Below are 18209 nucleotides of genomic sequence, written 5' to 3'. Positions count from 1 at the left end.
GATTATATGCTGAAATTCGGGTCTCATCATTTTTATATACGTAGGTTTTGGCTGCTTATGGCTCTCTATGTTTTAAACATTTGTGTTGACAGTCCGGATTTCAGCAAAAACACCCCTGAAAATCTTAATATCAATGATCAGGAAAGTATTATTGAGTTAGTTGTTGAACAGGTTTTGGATCTTGGCGACGTGATCCCCGAACAGGACGATGCAGATTCAGAAAAACACAACTCAGGTAAGTCCCCGTTTAGTCTGGATTATTTCATCTTCGATGATCATTACTCCAAGGAAAACCATATTTTTTTAGCGCTCAATCACCAGTTAACTTATTGTTCTGATGATTTTTATAAAGTAGCGTATCTGGTAATCGACGCTCCCCCACCCCAATCTTAATTTGTTTTTTCTTCAGTAATTACACCTCAGCAATTGAGGTGCATTTCCTTATTTAAATAATTCATTAAACAAATTAAGATGAAAGTATTACAACTAGTACTGATCGTTTCAGTACTTTCTAATTATATCCATGCTCAGGATTCTGAGAGCAATGCTATAAAAGACAGCCTATACATTTCTGAAATAGAAGACACTAAAGAACCTTTAAAAATTCTCCATGCTGAACCCTTATATATTGATTTAATTCGGGATTTAGGAGCTCGCAAAGGTGAAAAAGAATGGAATGTTGGCCTTGGACTGACAGATCGGGATCAATATGACGAATATCTGGCTTTAGTAGAATATGAATGGGCTCCTGCAGACCGATTGGGGTTAGAAATTGAGCTGCCATTTTCGTTACATTACCCTGTGGGTAATAGTGCTAACGCTCCCGGAAATAAACTGAATAGTGTGAAAATTGCTGGCCAATATACTTTTTGGGTCTCAGATAGATATAAAACAAGTATGGCATTTGGATACATTCAAGAATTTGAGCTTACTGATTTTAATAATTATGGTTCGGGTAAGCTATTTACTGGTAACATCTATAATCCATTTTTTATTGCTGCCAAACGCCTGGGTTCTAATTTTCACAGTTTAATCTATACCGGGCCTGCTATCGCTCATCATTTTAATAATGGTGCTATGCAAACCAGCTGGCAAATCAACAGCAATATTCACTACATGATTTCTGGAACCCGAAATTTTATCGGTCTTGAATTTAATAAGGAGTTTAACCAAGGAGATTTTGACATGACTATTAGACCTCAACTACGTTTAGATATAGCTCACAATTTACTAATAGGTATTGTTACAGGAATTCCTATAAACCGCGAGACAGAACGTTTTAGTTCCTTTTTGCGATTAATTTATGAACCTAGATATTAGTTAATTTATCTTTAGAAATAGTACAGGCGAAAATCTTTCATTTAACTTAACACTTAGTATAAATTAAAAAACCCCCGTTATAAAATAACGAGGGTTTTTAACTTTAAAAAAAGAGGTTTTTAGTTTTGATCTCCAGGACCCAGATTAGGATTAGCATCAATCTCTGCCTGTGGAATTTTAAAGACCCAATCGTCATTTACCGATGGTTTATCAATTTGATAAGACTGTTGGTAAAGAACTTCAGATGCGCCAGACCCACCGTCAGCGGCATGATCTACTCCTTCATCCCATCTGATATGGTTAGTGTATCCAAAACCTTCACCCCACATCTCTACACGCCATTGAAATTTTAGATGCTCAAAAAATTCGCCTTCAGTAGCATAATCATCCATATCCCATTCTGAATTTCTAGCCTCAGCAAGAGGTTGCAATGCCTGCTTTGCTGCACCTAAATTATTCATCATCAACTCAGCTTCCGCTTCAATGAGATACATTTCTGAAGAACGCATATATATGATATCATCTGGATCTGTAGAACCCGGATTAGCTTGCTTCAACTTAAAATGCATATAGGGGTGCAAATTATGACCACTTACTAGACCATATACAGACTTAATACTATCTGTAGCAGCATCAAACTCTTCTTCAGTTGAATATTTTGGGTTTGTATTATTATCCCATCCACCTTCTCCATTTGAAGCTGAAGTATTTGTATTAGGTGCATCAGGTAAAAACACATCCTTTCTATAATCAGAATCCGGTATTGCATCTACTAACCTTCTATCTGCAATTTTTGGATTATTTCTAATTTGACTACCATTAAATGTATTACTAGCCAAATAAAAATAGGCTCTGAAAAATGTGGTTTCAGTAGAGATCACATTACTTCCCCACATTACTTCTGAAAGCTCATTAGTGTTAAAACCTGATTTCCAGCCACTCTCATCTAATAATGGATAACCTATTCTAGCCTCTGCTGCAGCATCTGCTGCTGTTTGCCAATCACCTTTAGAAAGAGCCCATCTTGCCTTAAGACCTTGCGCCACATCAATGGTTAATTGTGATTTCTCACTAGCACTAGCTCCACTAACACTATCAGTTGCTCCTGCAGCTTCAAAAGCAGCAATAGCAGCTTCTAAGTCACCACCTATTTGATCATAAATCTCTTGAACTGTAGATCTAGGTTCACTAGTAAAAGGAGATTCTGAAGAGTATAACAATGGCACCCCAGGATCTGTTGAAGGATTTCCTATCAGGTAACCTTTAGCATAATGTTGTACTAGTGATAAATAAGCATAAGCTCTATAAGTATATGCTTGACCAAGTATAGTATTTAAACCATCTGTTTCTGTTAAGCTTCCGCTTTCAATTTCGTTAATTAATAAATTAGCGTGGAGAATGATATTATACCTGTGATACCATAACAATCTAGATGTAAGAGATGTTGGCTGCGAATGCTCGTTCCACTGCATTGCCGAACGCCAAGACAAATTATTCGCATTTGCAGAGTGAATCAAATCTCCTGTTAGATTATCGCCGAGAGGTACCCAATAGTGATTATTTGCTCTACCACTATCTCCGCCAGGGAATACAGTTTGTGATTGAGAGAACAAACCTCTGTGAACACCGTTTAACACCAATTGCATATTATCTTCATTAGCTAAAGCATCTGCAGCAGATATGGCATCTGTGGGTGTTCTTTCTAAAAAATCTTCTTGACAAGATAGTATTGGAATTGTAACCAATGCTATTAATAAATATTTTATTTTATTATTCATAATCGTTTTTTTAAAATGATAGATTTAAACCTATTGACACTATTCTTGATGGTGAAAAATCATTAGCAGATGGTGTTCCTGCTAAATTGTACTGAGGATCTAAACCTTTTCTTTTACTTTTTAAGTATAAATTCTCTCCCGTTATAGAAACTCTTAATGCATCTAAGCTTAACGGGTCTAATACACTATTTCCAAAATTATAACCAAAGCTTACGTTTCTTAATGCCCAGAAAGAAGCATCGGTTAAAAATCTTTCAGACTGTGTGCGTACTAAATCAACGTTTCCATTCTCTAACCTTGGTACATCTGTGATATCCCCTGGTTGTCTCCAAGCATTGAGAATATCAGTATGAAAGGAATTACCATAAGAACCACTATGCATCAAAGAAGAATAACCATTATCTAGCACCTTACCTCCTATTCCATAAGTAATTAAAAAGTTTAAATTAAAACCTTTGTAACTTATATTATTGGATATAGATCCTAAAAGGTCTGGAATAGAAGAATCTCCTGTATAAGCTCTTTCTGTTTCTTCCCAATCGTTTGTTGTAGCTATTTCTCCTGTAGTTTCATCTATTACGGGTACACTTTCTCCATTTTCATCTTGTTCATATAAAAGGAAAAGTTGATCCCCAGTATCTGGATCCACTCCGGCAGTTCTTAATAAGAAGAAGTCATATCTAGAACGTCCCTCAACCCATCTTTTACTTCCATTAATAAATGGATCTGGTAAACTGGTTATTTCATTTTTAAAAGTTGAAGCTTGTAATGTAATATCCCAGCTAAAATCATTATTGTTAATTAAATGACTTGTAAGAGCAAATTCAAATCCAGAGTTATACATATCCCCCAGATTTACCGGAACCTGATTTAAACCATTACTTAAGGCTATTGGTAAATTATAGAGTAGGTCGCTTGAGTTTTTCTTATAATACTCAATAGAACCGTCTAAAAAATTATTAAATAGTCCAAATTCTAAGGCAACATCAAAGTTCTCTGTAGTTTCCCATTGTAACGCAGCATTACCTATATCTGTAAATAAAAGTGCTGGGTTTCCTGCATTAGAAGTTATTGAGAATCGAGCTTGAGACAAATAACTATCAAAAAGATCATCATTACCAACCTCTCCATAAGAAGCTCTAAGTTTCAATTTATTTATAAAAGAAACATTGTTCATAAAATTCTCTTGATCGATACGCCAAGAAGTTCCTACTGAGTAAAAATTACCCCATCTACTATCTGTTTGAAATACAGAAGAGCCATCACGTCTTGCAGAAGCACTTAAATAATATTTGTTTTTAAAGTTATAATTGGCTCTTAAAAAATAACCCTCTAATCCTTTATCAAATGTTGCACCACCCAGACTAACTATATTTGAGAAATTTGCAAATTCATAAATACTATTTGCTGCTTGTAAAGTGGCTAAGCCTGTTAAGTTAGAAGTTGACCTACTATAACTTTCGTGACCAGCTGTTATATCTAAATTATGATCTCCAAAACTTTTTTGAAATGTCAAAATCTGATTAAAGTTTTCAACTTCTCTCCTACCGCGATCTTCACTTAATCTTCCATCAGGTTGCGCATCACCAATAATGGCATTTTCATACTCTCTTTCAAATAATTCGTTTATATCTCGGCCATAATTAAGTCTTATGCTAAGTCCATCAAAAATTTCCCATTCACCAAAAAACCTAAAACCATATGTGTTATCTTTATCACTTTCTTTATTTAAAAGTAATTCTTGAAGGGCATGTCTACCTTGATTTACAGGTCTTGAGCCTATATTAAACTCTGAATATCCTTCTCCATTATCAAAAACACGGTTGCCAAAATCATCTAAGACAATATTTCCGTCTAGATCATTTACAAAGACAGGATATATAGAACCTATTCCTCGAGCAAAACTAAATGGATTTACTATACTACCACTTCCTGCTGAACTTGGTCCTCGCGCTTCTGAAAGTGCTATGTTAGCACTACCTCCTATTTTTATTTTGTCACTTACATCAAAATCTGCATTAAGTCTTGCTGTTAGTCTATCAAAGCCTGATGTAACAACATAACTTTCTTCATCTAAATACGATGCGGAGAAAAACACCGTATGATCCTCTCCACCAGCAGAAACATTAACATTATAATTAGTTCTATAACCTGTTTGTTGTAATTCATCAAACCAATCTAAACTTTTATAAATAACTTGAGCATTCGGGTTTAATTGTCCATTTGCATCTACAATCTGATCATTAGGAACATTAAATGGATTGTATCCAAGCTGACTATAAATATTATCACTAGCAAATTGTGGGTCTCCTCCACCAGCACTAGAATTTTTTAGAGCTTCCCACATATTTTCATAATACTGCCCTGGAGATAACTGGTCATATTGTGGAATACTATTAGTAACAAATCCTGATTGTGCTGAAGCATTTACTTTTAATGCTCCTTTTTTACCTCTCTTTGTAGTAATTATAACAACTCCATTTGCTGCACGTGATCCATACAGTGATGTTGAAGCTGCATCTTTTAAAATCGTCAAAGATTCGATATCCTCCTGATTTATAGTATTTAATGCTCCTTCATATTGTATACCATCTACAATATATAAAGGATCTGTATCACCGTTTAAAGTACCAACACCTCTTATAACAATATTAGGAGATGCTCCAGGGCCTGCAGCAGAAGTAAACTGAACACCTGTTGCATTACCTTCAATAGCGGCTATTGGCGAGGTAACGTTTCTCTGCGCAAGTTCTGCCTGTCCAACCACATTAGCAGAACCTGTAAATGCCTCTTTTGTACTCGTACCATAAGCTGTTACAATAACCTCATCTAATGATTCTGAATCTGGTTCTAAGGCAATTGTTATTTGACTTGAATTACCTACAATCTTATTTACAGTTTTAAAACCTACATATGATATTATTAGTGTTTCATCAGCAGATGCTGAAATACTAAAGTTTCCATCAAAATCAGTTTGCGTTCCTCTGGTTGTACCAGAAACCAATACTGATGCTCCCGGTAAGGGAAGCCCATCTTCGGATGTTGTCACTGTACCTTGTACAGTTTTTTGCTGTGCAAGTCCAAGTTGTAATCCAAGTAAAAATACCAAGACTACTCCAAGTAGTTTTTTTACATTCATTTAATTTGTTTTTTAGATTTAAAGCAATATTAACATTCGAAATAAATTAACCAAATCAGAACTCTAGCTACAAGCTAGGTTAGTAATTCGATTTAGTCATTTAGAATGATCAAATTATTAATTTCTCAAAACAAAGCAATCCTTTTATTACATTAACAATTCACGAGCCTAATTGTTAATAAATGTTAATTTAACACAAAATATAAAACTTTTTAAAGTTTAACATACTAGGTGTTATTTATTCTCATTATAAATAATATTTATCGAATTATAGTTTGAAAAAACATATTTGTCCCATTAATAATAAATTATTAATACAACGTTGTAAATTTTTCTAAAATCATATAAAAAGGTTTGTAAATTCATTATTTTGCAGAGTATCTTTATTCAAAGAATAATCCCAAACTAGTTTTAGAAACTTTCATTTCATAAAACTTCAATATTCTATCGCTCCAAGAGTGAATTAACCTATATCATAAATCATGGAAATTAAACGTCTTTTTGACTTCCCCTATCACCAGCTTGAACAGTATAACCTGAAAGAGGCTCTGGTTACTAAGTATAACGGGAAATGGGTCGCTACAACTACACAATCTTATATTGACCAAGCTAATGCGATAAGTCGCGGACTTTTAAAACTGGGGGTAAAACCTAATGATAAGGTTGCGGTTATATCTTCTACAAATCGAACGGAGTGGAATATTATTGATATTGGTATTCTGCAATTAGGTGCTCAAAATGTCCCTATTTATCCAACGATTTCTGAAGAAGAATATGAATATGTACTCAACCACAGTGAGTCTATCTACTGTTTTGTTTCAGATAAAGAAGTATTAGATAAGGTCAATGCAATAAAAGCAAATGTGCCTACTCTAAAAGATGTTTTCAGTTTTGATAAGATTGACGGTTGTAAAAGTTGGGAAGCTGTTAAAGAAAATGACACCAATTTACAGCCCGAAGTAGAGAAACTTAAAGATGCGGTAAAAGAAGATGATCTGGCTACACTAATTTATACTTCGGGAACAACCGGAAGACCTAAAGGTGTGATGCTAAGCCATAAAAATGTGGCTTCAAATGCATTAAACAGTGCTTCGAGATTTCCTATCATTCCGGGGAAAAGTAAAGCGCTGAGTTTTTTACCGGTTTGTCATATCTACGAACGTATGTTGATGTATCTCTATCAATACACAGGCGTGTCTATATATTTTGCCAAAAGTTTAGATACTATAAGTGAAAACTTAAAAGAAGTTCAGCCTGAAGTAATGACTGCGGTGCCTCGGTTATTAGAAAAAGTTTACGATAAAATCATTGCAAAAGGTGCTGCGCTTACCGGAGTTAAAAAGAAGTTATTTTTCTGGGCAGTTGAGACTGGGCTAGAATATGAACCTTATGGTGAAAATGGTTGGTGGTATGAAAAAAAATTAGGTATCGCCCGCAAACTGATTTTTAGTAAATGGCAGGAAGCTTTAGGAGGAAACTTAAAAGTTATAGCATCAGGTAGTGCTGCCTTACAACCCAGACTAGCGAGAGTTTTTAATGCCGCAGATATTGCAGTAATGGAGGGTTATGGACTTACCGAAACTTCTCCGGTTATTTCAGTAAATGATATGCGTAATAAAGGTTTTAAAATTGGCACTGTGGGTAAGCCTATTCCGCAGACTGAGGTTAAGATAGCCGAAGACGGTGAGATTCTGATTAAAGGCCCACAGGTGATGATGGGCTACTATAAGGATAAGGAGAAAACAGACGAGGTTCTTGAAAACGGCTATTTCCATACGGGAGATATTGGTGAGGTCGATAAAGAAGGTTTCCTTAAGATAACCGACCGTAAAAAGGAAATGTTTAAGACCAGTGGTGGTAAATACGTCGCTCCTCAACTGATAGAAAATGCGATGAAGCAATCTCGCTTTATTGAACACATTATGGTTGTAGGTGAAGGCGAAAAAATGCCTGCTGCTTTAATTCAACCTAATTTTGAATTTGTTGCAGAATGGGCCAAATTGAAAAATATCAATGTAGGATCTACAAATAAAGAGATTGCAGAAAATAAAGAAGTTCAACAACGTATTCTTGAAGATGTGAATCTTCATAATGAAAAGTTTGGGAAGTGGGAACGCGTTAAAAAAATAGAATTGACTCCAGACGAATGGAGTATAGAGGCGGGTCACCTCACTCCTACTATGAAGCTAAAAAGACGCATTGTAAAAGAGAAATACATCAGTTTGTATAATAATATATACGAGCATAATTAATTTATAAAACTCCTTAGAAATAAGGAGTTTTTTTGTGAATATACCCGTCTTCAAGAGCATCAGATAATAATCTTATAAAATTTCCTTAATTTATTATGCGTGCATAGTATTATTTTTTAACTTTACGCAAACGTATGAGTAAAAAAGATATTACAATAGATCACGCGCTTAGGGCAACCTGGCAAGCCATTACAAAAATGTACAATGAGCAGGCCGCTCAGCTTGACAGTACAATGGCGACAGGTTTTACGCTCCTAAGCATAGATCCCGAAGAGGGCACACCTTCTACCGCATTAGGACCAAGAATGGGTATGGAAGCCACATCGCTCTCCCGAACCCTTAAATCTATGGAAGAACGCGGGTTAATAGAACGCAAACCGAATCCGGCTGATGGTCGTGGGGTATTGATTTTCCTGACGCCTTTTGGCAAAAAAAATCGGGATTTTAGTAAAGACCGGGTCCTAAAATTCAATGACGCCATTCGCGCCAACATTGAAGCTGAAAAAATAGATCACTTCTTTGAGGTCATAAATGTCATCAATGATTTGATTCAAAATAAAAAAGTGTATAAAACATCTGAAACGACTATAAAACAATGAGTAAAAGACGTATCAATAAAGTTGCAGTAATAGGCTCCGGGATTATGGGAAGCGGTATCGCTTGTCATTTTGCCAATATAGGAGTTGAAGTATTGCTTCTCGACATTGTTCCTCGTGAACTAACCGACAAAGAAAAAGCAAAAGGTTTAACCTTAGAAGACAAGCAAGTGCGTAACCGTCTGGTTAACGATCACTTGCAAAATGCTTTAAAATCTAAGCCCTCTCCTATTTACCATAAAGATTTCGCCAGCCGTATCACTACTGGTAATATGGAAGATGACATTGCTAAAGTCAAAGATTACGACTGGATTATTGAGGTGGTGATTGAGCGTCTTGATATTAAAAAACAGGTTTTTGAAAAGCTTGATAAGCACCGTACTCCGGGCACTTTGATTTCTTCAAACACTTCAGGGATTCCTATTCAGTTTATGAGTGAGGGTCGTAGTGAAGACTTCCAGAAGCATTTTTGTGGTACGCATTTCTTCAATCCGGCTCGATATCTAGAGCTTTTTGAGATCATTCCGGGACCAAAAACAGATCCTGAAGTTCTGGATTTCTTAAATGCCTACGGCGAAAAATTTCTGGGAAAAACATCGGTTGTTGCAAAAGACACTCCTGCGTTTATCGGAAACCGCGTGGGTACCTTCAGCATTATGAGTTTGTTTCACACCGTGAATGAACTCGATATGACCGTTGAAGAAGTTGATAAACTTACGGGACCAGTGATTGGTCGTCCCAAATCAGCTACCTTCCGTACAGTTGATGTAGTTGGTTTAGACACATTGGTTCATGTAGCAAATGGTATTCGTGAAAATGTAAAAGACGATGAGCGTGCTGAACTGTTTTCGCTCCCAAATTACATAAACACAATGCACGAGAACAAATGGCTGGGTAGTAAAACCGGTCAGGGATTCTATAAGAAAGTTAAGAAAGACGATGGTTCAAGCGAAATCTTAACGCTCGATCTTAATAGTATGGAATATCGCGCTAATAAACGCGCTTCCTTCGGTACTCTTGAAAAAACAAAAGGTGTAGATAATGTTGCCGATCGTTTTCCAATTTTAGTGGATGGAAAAGACAAAGCAGGTGAATTCTTCCGTAAAAACTTCGCCGGACTTTTTGCTTACGTCCAAAACCGCATTCCTGAAATTACAGACGAACTTTATAAAATTGATGACGCGATGCGTGCCGGTTACGGCTGGGAACACGGTCCGTTTCAGATTTGGGATGCTGTAGGCGTTGAAAAAGGAATTGAATTGATGAAAGCCGAAGGCTACGAGGTAGCAGATTGGGTTTCTGAAATGCTTTCGTCAGGTAAAAAATCATTCTACACCGTAAAAGAGGGCAATACCTTCTATTATGATATTCCAAAGAAAGAATATCTCAAAAAACCGGGTCAGGATGGCTTTATCATTTTAGATAACATCCGCGAATCGAAGCAGGTATTCAAAAACAGCGGAGTTGTTGTTGAAGATTTAGGCGATGGAATTTTAAATGTAGAATTCCGTTCAAAAATGAATTCCATTGGCGGCGACGTACTTTCCGGATTGAATAAGGCGATTGATATGGCCGAAAAAGACTTTGCCGGATTGGTTGTTTCCAATCAGGGTAAAAACTTTTCAGTAGGCGCAAACATCGGGATGATTTTTATGATGGCTGTTGAGCAGGAATATGATGAGCTCAATGCTGCTGTAAAGTACTTCCAGGATAGTTGTATGCGTTTACGCTACTCGTCTATTCCTACTGTTGTTGCGCCACACGCGATGACTCTGGGTGGTGGTTGCGAGATGACGCTGCACGCAGACCGCGTGGTAGCTGCTGCTGAAAGTTATATAGGTCTTGTGGAATTTGGCGTTGGGGTAATTCCCGGCGGTGGTGGTTCTAAAGAAATGACCGTTAGAGCTTCAGACACCTACCATAAAGATGATGTAGAATTAAATCGTTTACGTGAATACTTCTTAGCGATTGGTATGGCCAAAGTTTCGACTTCAGCCTACGAAGCTTACGATACTGGTATTCTAAAACCCGGAAAAGACATTGTTATTGTAAACAAGCACCGCCAGATTGCAGCTGCAAAAGAAGTTGCAAAATTTATGGCAGATCAGGGTTATACCAAACCTATTGAGCGTACCAATATAAAAGTTTTAGGAAAGCAGGCTCTTGGTGCATTCCTGGTAGGAACCGATCAAATGAACGCGGGTCATTACATCAGCGATCACGATAAGAAAATCGCTAACAAACTGGCCTATGTTATGGCAGGTGGTGATTTATCTGAAGCTTCTTACGTAAGTGAGCAATACCTACTTGATCTGGAACGTGAAGCCTTCTTAAGTCTTTGTGGAGAACGCAAAACTTTAGAGCGTTTGGAGCATATGATTAAGAAAGGGAAACCGCTAAGAAACTAAAGTAGAAATTAGAAAAAAGATAATAGAACAGAGACGATAAAGAGATTCAAAATCTATTCTCTTTTATCTTTTCTCTTTACGCTTAAAAACATACAAAATGAGCAAAACAGCATATATCGTACAAGCATATAGAACAGCCGTAGGGAAAGCACCCCGCGGTTTGTTCCGATTTAAAAGACCAGATGAGTTGGCAGCCGAAACCATCGATTTTATGATGCAAAAGGTGCCCAATCTTGATAAAAAACGTATCGACGACGTGATGGTAGGTAACGCAATGCCTGAAGCCGAACAGGGACTTAATGTAGGACGTTTGATCTCTCTTATGGGATTGAAGATTGAAGACGTACCGGGTGTTACTGTTAACCGCTATTGCGCTTCTGGTATCGAAACTATCGCAATGGCATCAGCAAAAATTCAGGCCGGTATGGCAGATTGCATTATCGCCGGTGGTGCCGAAAGTATGAGCTATATCCCAATGGGTGGTTACAAACCCGTACCGGATTATAAAGTGGCCAAAGCTGGAAACGAGGATTACTACTGGGGAATGGGGCTAACTGCAGAAGCAGTAGCCAATCAGTTTAACGTCTCTCGTGAAGATCAGGATGAATTTGCTTTCAATTCGCATCAGAAAGCCTTGAAGGCTCAAAAAGAGGATCGTTTTAAAGAGCAAATCGTGCCGATTGATGTAGAACACACATTTGTGAATAATTCTGGTAAAAAAGAAACCAAGAATTACACAGTTAGTAAAGACGAAGGTCCGCGTGCAGATACGAGTCTGGAAGTGCTTGGAAAGCTACGTCCTGTTTTCGCCGAAGGCGGAAGCGTAACCGCAGGGAACTCTTCTCAAATGAGTGATGGTGCAGCCTTTGTGTTGGTGATGAGTGAAGAAATGGTAAAAGAATTGAATCTGGAACCTATCGCACGCCTGGTAAATTTTGCAGCAGTAGGTGTTGAACCTCGCATTATGGGAATAGGGCCTGTAAAAGCAATTCCAAAAGCATTAAAGCAAGCCGGTCTTAAACAAGATGATATTGATTTAATCGAGTTAAATGAAGCTTTCGCTTCGCAGTCCCTGGCTGTAATTAGAGAACTTGACCTCAATCCGGATATCGTAAATGTAAACGGAGGAGCTATCGCACTTGGTCATCCATTAGGATGCACGGGAGCAAAGCTTTCGGTTCAATTATTTGACGAGATGCGCAAACGCGAAATGAAAGGTAAATACGGTGTCGTTACGATGTGCGTAGGTACCGGTCAGGGTGCAGCAGGAGTTTACGAGTTTCTTAACTAGATTATAGATATTAGAAGAAAGAGAAAAGACTAAAGAGTTTTGTAATAATGAGAAAAAGGCATAATTATAAAAACTTGAAAATTTGGTCTTTAGGCCTGGAAATAGCCTGTGATATTTCAGATTTAATTGAAGGATTTCCGAAACACGAAAGATTTGATTTGACATCACAAATAAGCAGATGTGCCACATCAATACCAAGTAATATTTCTGAAGGATCATCCAGAAGTGACAAAGCCTTTAGCACATTTATCGATTATGCGTTGGGATCTTCTTTTGAATTAGGAACACAGCTGCTCATAGCTCGACATAAGAATTACATCAACGACAAAACATTAAACGAATTAGAAACTAAAATACAGGAATGGCAAAAAATGACAATGGGTTTTCAAAATGGTTTATAGCCATTAATCTATTCTCTTTTTTCTCTCTTCTTTATTCTTAAAAATAAAATAATGGCAGAAACAGCAGACAAAAAAGACATTTTACGTGGCGGACAGTTTTTGGTTAAAGAAACTGCTTGTGAAGACGTATTTACTCCCGAAGATTTTAACGAGGAGCAAAAAATGATGAAAGAAACGGTTAAAGAATTTGTTGACCGTGAGATTGTACCGCATAAAGAACGTTTTGAACACAAAGACTATGCATTGACCGAAGAGGTGATGCGTAAAGCGGGTGAACTTGGTCTTTTGGGTATTGCAGTACCTGAAGAGTACGACGGACTCGGGATGGGATTCGTTTCTACGATGCTGGTTTGTGACTACATTTCCGGAGCAACCGGTTCTATCGCGACTGCTTTTGGCGCACATACCGGTATTGGTACGATGCCCATTACGCTTTACGGTACTGAAGAACAAAAGAAAAAATACGTTCCAAAACTCGCTACCGGTGAGTGGTTTGGCGCATATTGTTTGACCGAACCGGGAGCCGGTTCAGATGCAAACAGCGGGAAAACCAAAGCTGAACTTTCCGCAGATGGAAAATCTTATAAAATCAATGGTCAAAAAATGTGGATCTCCAATGCGGGATTCTGTAATGTATTTATTGTTTTCGCCCGCATTGAAGATGATAAAAACATCACCGGTTTTATTGTAGAAAATGATCCGTCTAATGGCATTTCACTGGGAGAAGAAGAAAAGAAATTAGGTATCCACTCCTCTTCTACCCGTCAGGTATTCTTTAATGATACCGTGGTTCCTGTAGAGAATATGCTTGCCGGTCGTGGCGAAGGTTTTAAAATCGCGATGAACGCGCTTAACGTAGGTCGTATCAAGTTGGCTGCAGCCTGTCTTGATGCACAACGTCGTGTGATTGATTTGGGCGTAAAATATGCTAACGAGCGCGTACAGTTTAAAACGCCGATTGCAAAATTTGGTGCTATAAAATCAAAACTTGCCGAGATGGCAACCAACGCTTATGCCAGCGAAAGTGCTTCTTACCGTGCAGCAAAAAATATTGAAGATCGAATTGCTATTCGTTTAGATGCTGGTGCAAGCCACTCTGAAGCCGAATTGAAAGGTGTTGAAGAATATGCGATTGAATGTTCTATTCTTAAAGTGGCTGCGTCAGAAGATATGCAGAATTGTGCCGATGAAGGAATCCAGATTTTTGGAGGAATGGGCTTTAGCGCAGATGCACCTATGGAAGCTGCCTGGAGAGATGCCCGTATCTCTCGTATCTACGAAGGCACTAACGAGATCAACCGTATGCTCGCTGTGGGTATGCTGGTTAAAAAAGCGATGAAAGGTCACGTAGATCTTTTAAATCCGGCAATGGCGGTAGGCGAAGAATTAACAGGAATTCCATCTTTTGATACTCCCGATTATTCTGAAGTGCTTTCTGAAGAAAAAGCGATGGTTGCAAAGTTGAAGAAAGTCTTCTTAATGGTAGCCGGTAGCGCAATTCAGAAATATGGCCCAGAACTTGAAGAGCACCAACAACTGTTGATGGCTGCTTCAGACATTTTGATTGAGATTTATATGGCTGAAAGTACCATCTTACGTACTGAGAAAAACGTAAAACGTTCTGGCGAAGACGCACAAAAAGAGCAAATCGCGATGGCACAACTGTATTTATATCATGCGGTAGATACCATTAACCAAAAAGCAAAAGAAGGCATCGTCTCTTTTGCCGAAGGTGACGAGCAACGTATGATGCTTATGGGTCTTAAGCGATTTACAAAATATCAGAATCAGCCTAACGTGATTGCCTTACGTAATCTGATCGCAGAAAAAGTAACATCAGAAAACACGTATCCATTTTAAGCCTTTATCATTTATATATAATAAACCCCGGAGTCAAACTTCGGGGTTTACTTTTTTATAGTCCATTCTTGGCTTAAAACTTGATAACTTGGATTGAGATGTTTTAAACATCGTATCTTTATTATTTCATTTTAGAATATGTACAAAATACAGAATACACTAGCAGCTTTTTTTATTGGTTTTACGCTACTTGCTCAGGATAATACCGAGGTTTTTCTTTTTGATATTAAAACCACCCCCACCACTTTTGAGGTTACCAGTGGTAAGAATATTTCTCAAAATGCGGGTTATGATAATCAGCCTTCATTCTACGATAACAATACGCTGTTATATAGCCGAACAAAAGATAGTTTAACGGTTATTGGCCAATTTACACTAGATAACGAATCAACCGAAATTCTTACTCAAGAACCAAATAGCGGCTTTTTTTCTCCACAACGTATTCCGGAAACCGATTTAATCGTTGCGGTACGACAAGATCCTGAAGGGCGTCAACGTATGGCTACATATGATTTCAAGTCACATACTTTTAAGAAATTAATAGATAGTGCTCAAGTGGGTTATTTTTCATTTTATGATAAAAACACATTTATTGCTTCGGTTTTGATGCCGAATAAAATGGATTTATTTTTGAAAAATCTAAACTCTCAATCATCTGAAACTATAATCACAAATTCCGGAAGATCATTGCATAAAGTGCCTAATAGCAATTCTATGAGCTATGTTGTAGAAAACGAAAGTCAAAATATGGACTTGTATACACTTGATTTTTCAGCTGATGAACCTACCAGTTATTTTGTTTGCGAATTGCCGATAGGTCGTTCTGATTATGCCTGGCTAGATGAAAATCGAATTTTAGTGGGTAGTGGTGATAGCCTATTTGTTTACGATCTTTTTGGAGAACCAGCATGGACCTTTGCAATTAGTTTAAACAAATACAACTTAAAAAATATCACACGCATAAGTGTAAGCCCAGACGGTAAACACCTCGCTCTTGCGGCAGAACCTGTTGAATAAACTCTTTAGAATTCCTGTGCTTCAAAATTCCCGAATCATCATTCTTATTGTTCTCGCTCAGTTTCTGGGAACATCGTTATGGTTTGTGGGCAATATTGTTATTCCACAATTGCCTGTTTCTAAGCTTGGAAATGAATCTATTTTAGGAGATTTATTAGCTACTGTTCAGTTTGGATTTATCGCCGGCTCTCTTGTATTTGCGTTATTATCTATAGCCGACCGGTTTTCTCCTTCAAAAGTTTTTTTGGTCTGTGCGTTTCTGGGAGCCACAACAAATCTGGCTTTAATTTTACCTGAGATTCAAATTACAAGCTTATTAATTTCAAGATTTACTACGGGTTTTTTCCTTGCAGGAATTTATCCTGTCGGGATGAAAATCGCTTCTGATTATTATGAAAAAGGACTGGGTAAAGCTTTGGGATATCTTGTAGGGGCTTTAGTTTTGGGCACTGCCCTGCCGCACTTTCTCAATAGTTTTGGGGTTTCTATAGATTATAAAACCATTACAATAACTACGAGTGCTCTAGCAGTATTAGGCGGAATTCTAATCGGTTATGGTGTTCCTAATGGTCCGTTTCGTAAACAACAACAAAAATTAAAGATGTCTGGTATTCCGGCACTTTTTAAGGTAAAAGCTTTTCGTAGAGCAGCTTTTGGATATTGGGGGCATATGTGGGAGTTGTATGCCTTTTGGGGCTTTCTTCCACTATTTATTAAATTCTATGCGATCGAAAATGAACAGGTTTTGAATATTCCTCTTTGGGCTTTTATCACGATTGGCTTGGGAACGTTATCCTGTGCAATAGGTGGTCATTTGAGCAAAAGATTCAGCAGTAAAAAAGTGGCACTAATTTCCTTAGTGGTTTCAGGTATTTGTTGTTTACTTTCGCCTTTTAGTATTCTATTTCCTACTTCCATATTCTTTATGTTTTTTCTCATTTGGGGAGCCGCTGTGGTATCTGATAGTCCACAATTTTCTACATTAATAGCTACACATGCAATACCTCAATACCGTGGTACGGCATTAACTTTTGTAAATAGTTTGGGTTTTGCGATTACAATTGCTAGTATTCAACTTCTTGCTTACTTTTCGACACATATAGGAATAAAATGGATTTTTATAATTCTGGCAATAGGACCTATATTTGGCATTCTCAGTCTGCGTAAATCTGCTTGATGAAAAACTTTTTTGCTTTGCTTCTTTTAGTTGTGTTGCTTTATTCCTGTAAAAATAATGAAGGGCCTCCTCCCCTGTTTTTAAAGAGTAATGAACCGGCAATTGAAGTGAAAAAAGCTGCAATTACTCCTGTAATTGATGGGAATCCAACAGACCCTGCTTGGAAAAACCTTAATTGGATCGGAGTTTTAAATAAATGGCAAGGAGCTGACAACAACCTGATGATGAACTATAAACTCTGTTGGACACCAGATGCTTTGTATGTGCTTGTTCAGTTAGAAAACTCTACACTTCTTCCTAATTTAGGTAATCCATTAGAGCAATATACTAGCGAAGATCATCTAAATATTTATTTAGACGAAGATAATAGCGGTGGAGCTTATTCAGACTCATATAACGCCTTTGAGTATAAAATTTTACCATCAAATTTCACCGTAACACTAGATCCAGATAAGCAACCACTTACCGCTAACAATGCGATTCGTTCTGCACTAAAAAAATATGGAAACACGTATTACTGGGAATTGAAAGTAGCTGCTTTTGATGCTTCTTATCAACATAATAAACCTAACGAAACTGTATCTTTAAAAACTGGAAAATTGGTAGGCTTTGCATTAGCCTTTGAACAGGTAAAAGCCAAAGAATCTAATATAATTTTAGGTTCTATTGCGATACCTGAAGAATATGAAGGCCGAATAGCTATTGATGCCGGACTTTTTGGAACCCTAAAATTGATTCAATAAACTATGGAAAATAGAATACATCTCAATAAAAATTTATCGCTTTCCCGCATTATTCATGGATACTGGCGACTGCGCGACTGGAACCTCAGCGATCAAGAACTTCTTAAGTTGATCGAACAGGTTTTGGAACTGGGAATCACTTCTTTTGATCACGCCGATATTTATGGAAACTATAGTAACCGTTGCACAAGTCTATAATTTCTTAGAATACCGATTCATTTTAGCCG

14 protein-coding genes are annotated in these 18209 nt (G+C 37.4%); 12 read left to right on the top strand and 2 right to left on the bottom strand.

All coding sequences use genetic code 11. The features are described 5' to 3' along the window. Positions 1 to 6: 6 nt before the first annotated feature. A complete protein-coding gene (locus DSM03_RS07090; RefSeq protein ID WP_128761125.1) occupies positions 7 to 393 on the top strand; it encodes a hypothetical protein in 387 nt (128 codons plus the stop codon). A gap of 78 nt (positions 394 to 471) precedes the next feature. Then, a complete protein-coding gene (locus DSM03_RS07085; RefSeq protein ID WP_128761126.1) occupies positions 472 to 1320 on the top strand; it encodes an HAEPLYID family protein in 849 nt (282 codons plus the stop codon). A gap of 119 nt (positions 1321 to 1439) precedes the next feature. Here DSM03_RS07085 and DSM03_RS07080 read toward each other — a convergent pair whose 3' ends face one another. Further along, on the bottom strand, positions 1440 to 3098 hold the full coding sequence (locus DSM03_RS07080) for a RagB/SusD family nutrient uptake outer membrane protein (RefSeq protein WP_128761127.1): 1659 nt from the start codon (positions 3096 to 3098) through the stop codon (positions 1440 to 1442). 10 nt (positions 3099 to 3108) lie between these two features. Then, positions 3109 to 6237, bottom strand: a complete 3129-nt coding sequence (locus DSM03_RS07075) for a SusC/RagA family TonB-linked outer membrane protein (RefSeq protein ID WP_128761128.1) — start codon at positions 6235 to 6237, stop codon at positions 3109 to 3111. 479 nt (positions 6238 to 6716) lie between these two features. Between DSM03_RS07075 and DSM03_RS07070 the strand changes: the two genes are divergently transcribed. The 10 genes from DSM03_RS07070 (at position 6717) to DSM03_RS07025 (ending at position 18180) form a co-directional block, all read left to right on the top strand. After that, positions 6717 to 8489 (top strand): AMP-dependent synthetase/ligase, encoded by a 1773-nt coding sequence (locus tag DSM03_RS07070; RefSeq protein WP_128761129.1) that lies wholly within the window; start codon positions 6717 to 6719, stop codon positions 8487 to 8489. A 134-nt stretch (positions 8490 to 8623) separates the two neighbouring features. Next, positions 8624 to 9088 carry a MarR family winged helix-turn-helix transcriptional regulator gene (locus DSM03_RS07065; protein ID WP_128761130.1) on the top strand — a complete coding sequence of 155 codons (465 nt, stop codon included), beginning with the start codon at positions 8624 to 8626 and terminating at the stop codon, positions 9086 to 9088. After that, positions 9085 to 11493, top strand: a complete 2409-nt coding sequence (locus DSM03_RS07060) for a 3-hydroxyacyl-CoA dehydrogenase/enoyl-CoA hydratase family protein (RefSeq protein WP_128761131.1) — start codon at positions 9085 to 9087, stop codon at positions 11491 to 11493. Before DSM03_RS07065 ends, DSM03_RS07060 begins: the two co-directional genes overlap by 4 nt. A gap of 97 nt (positions 11494 to 11590) precedes the next feature. Then, positions 11591 to 12784 carry an acetyl-CoA C-acyltransferase gene (locus DSM03_RS07055; protein ID WP_128761132.1) on the top strand — a complete coding sequence of 398 codons (1194 nt, stop codon included), beginning with the start codon at positions 11591 to 11593 and terminating at the stop codon, positions 12782 to 12784. A 47-nt stretch (positions 12785 to 12831) separates the two neighbouring features. Continuing rightward, the gene (locus DSM03_RS07050; RefSeq protein ID WP_128761133.1) at positions 12832 to 13185 is read left to right on the top strand and encodes a four helix bundle protein; all 354 of its coding nucleotides are present in this window, start codon (positions 12832 to 12834) and stop codon (positions 13183 to 13185) included. Positions 13186 to 13236: 51 nt separating this feature from the next. Beyond that, on the top strand, positions 13237 to 15045 hold the full coding sequence (locus DSM03_RS07045; protein WP_128761134.1) for an acyl-CoA dehydrogenase family protein: 1809 nt from the start codon (positions 13237 to 13239) through the stop codon (positions 15043 to 15045). A gap of 138 nt (positions 15046 to 15183) precedes the next feature. Continuing rightward, complete coding sequence (locus DSM03_RS07040; protein WP_128761135.1) at positions 15184 to 16062, top strand: hypothetical protein; 879 nt, start codon at positions 15184 to 15186, stop codon at positions 16060 to 16062. Beyond that, a complete protein-coding gene (locus DSM03_RS07035; RefSeq protein WP_236638816.1) occupies positions 16040 to 17239 on the top strand; it encodes an MFS transporter in 1200 nt (399 codons plus the stop codon). Before DSM03_RS07040 ends, DSM03_RS07035 begins: the two co-directional genes overlap by 23 nt. Beyond that, a complete protein-coding gene (locus DSM03_RS07030) occupies positions 17239 to 17982 on the top strand; it encodes a sugar-binding protein (RefSeq protein WP_128761136.1) in 744 nt (247 codons plus the stop codon). Before DSM03_RS07035 ends, DSM03_RS07030 begins: the two co-directional genes overlap by 1 nt. 3 nt (positions 17983 to 17985) lie before the next feature. After that, a complete protein-coding gene (locus tag DSM03_RS07025; protein ID WP_236643941.1) occupies positions 17986 to 18180 on the top strand; it encodes an aldo/keto reductase in 195 nt (64 codons plus the stop codon). Positions 18181 to 18209 lie beyond the last annotated feature (29 nt).

Source organism: Leeuwenhoekiella aestuarii (assembly GCF_004104055.1).
GTDB classification, from domain to species: Bacteria; Bacteroidota; Bacteroidia; order Flavobacteriales; family Flavobacteriaceae; genus Leeuwenhoekiella; species Leeuwenhoekiella aestuarii.
Note: the sequence above shows the minus strand (reverse complement) of the source record. Positions and strands in the feature narration are given on the sequence as shown.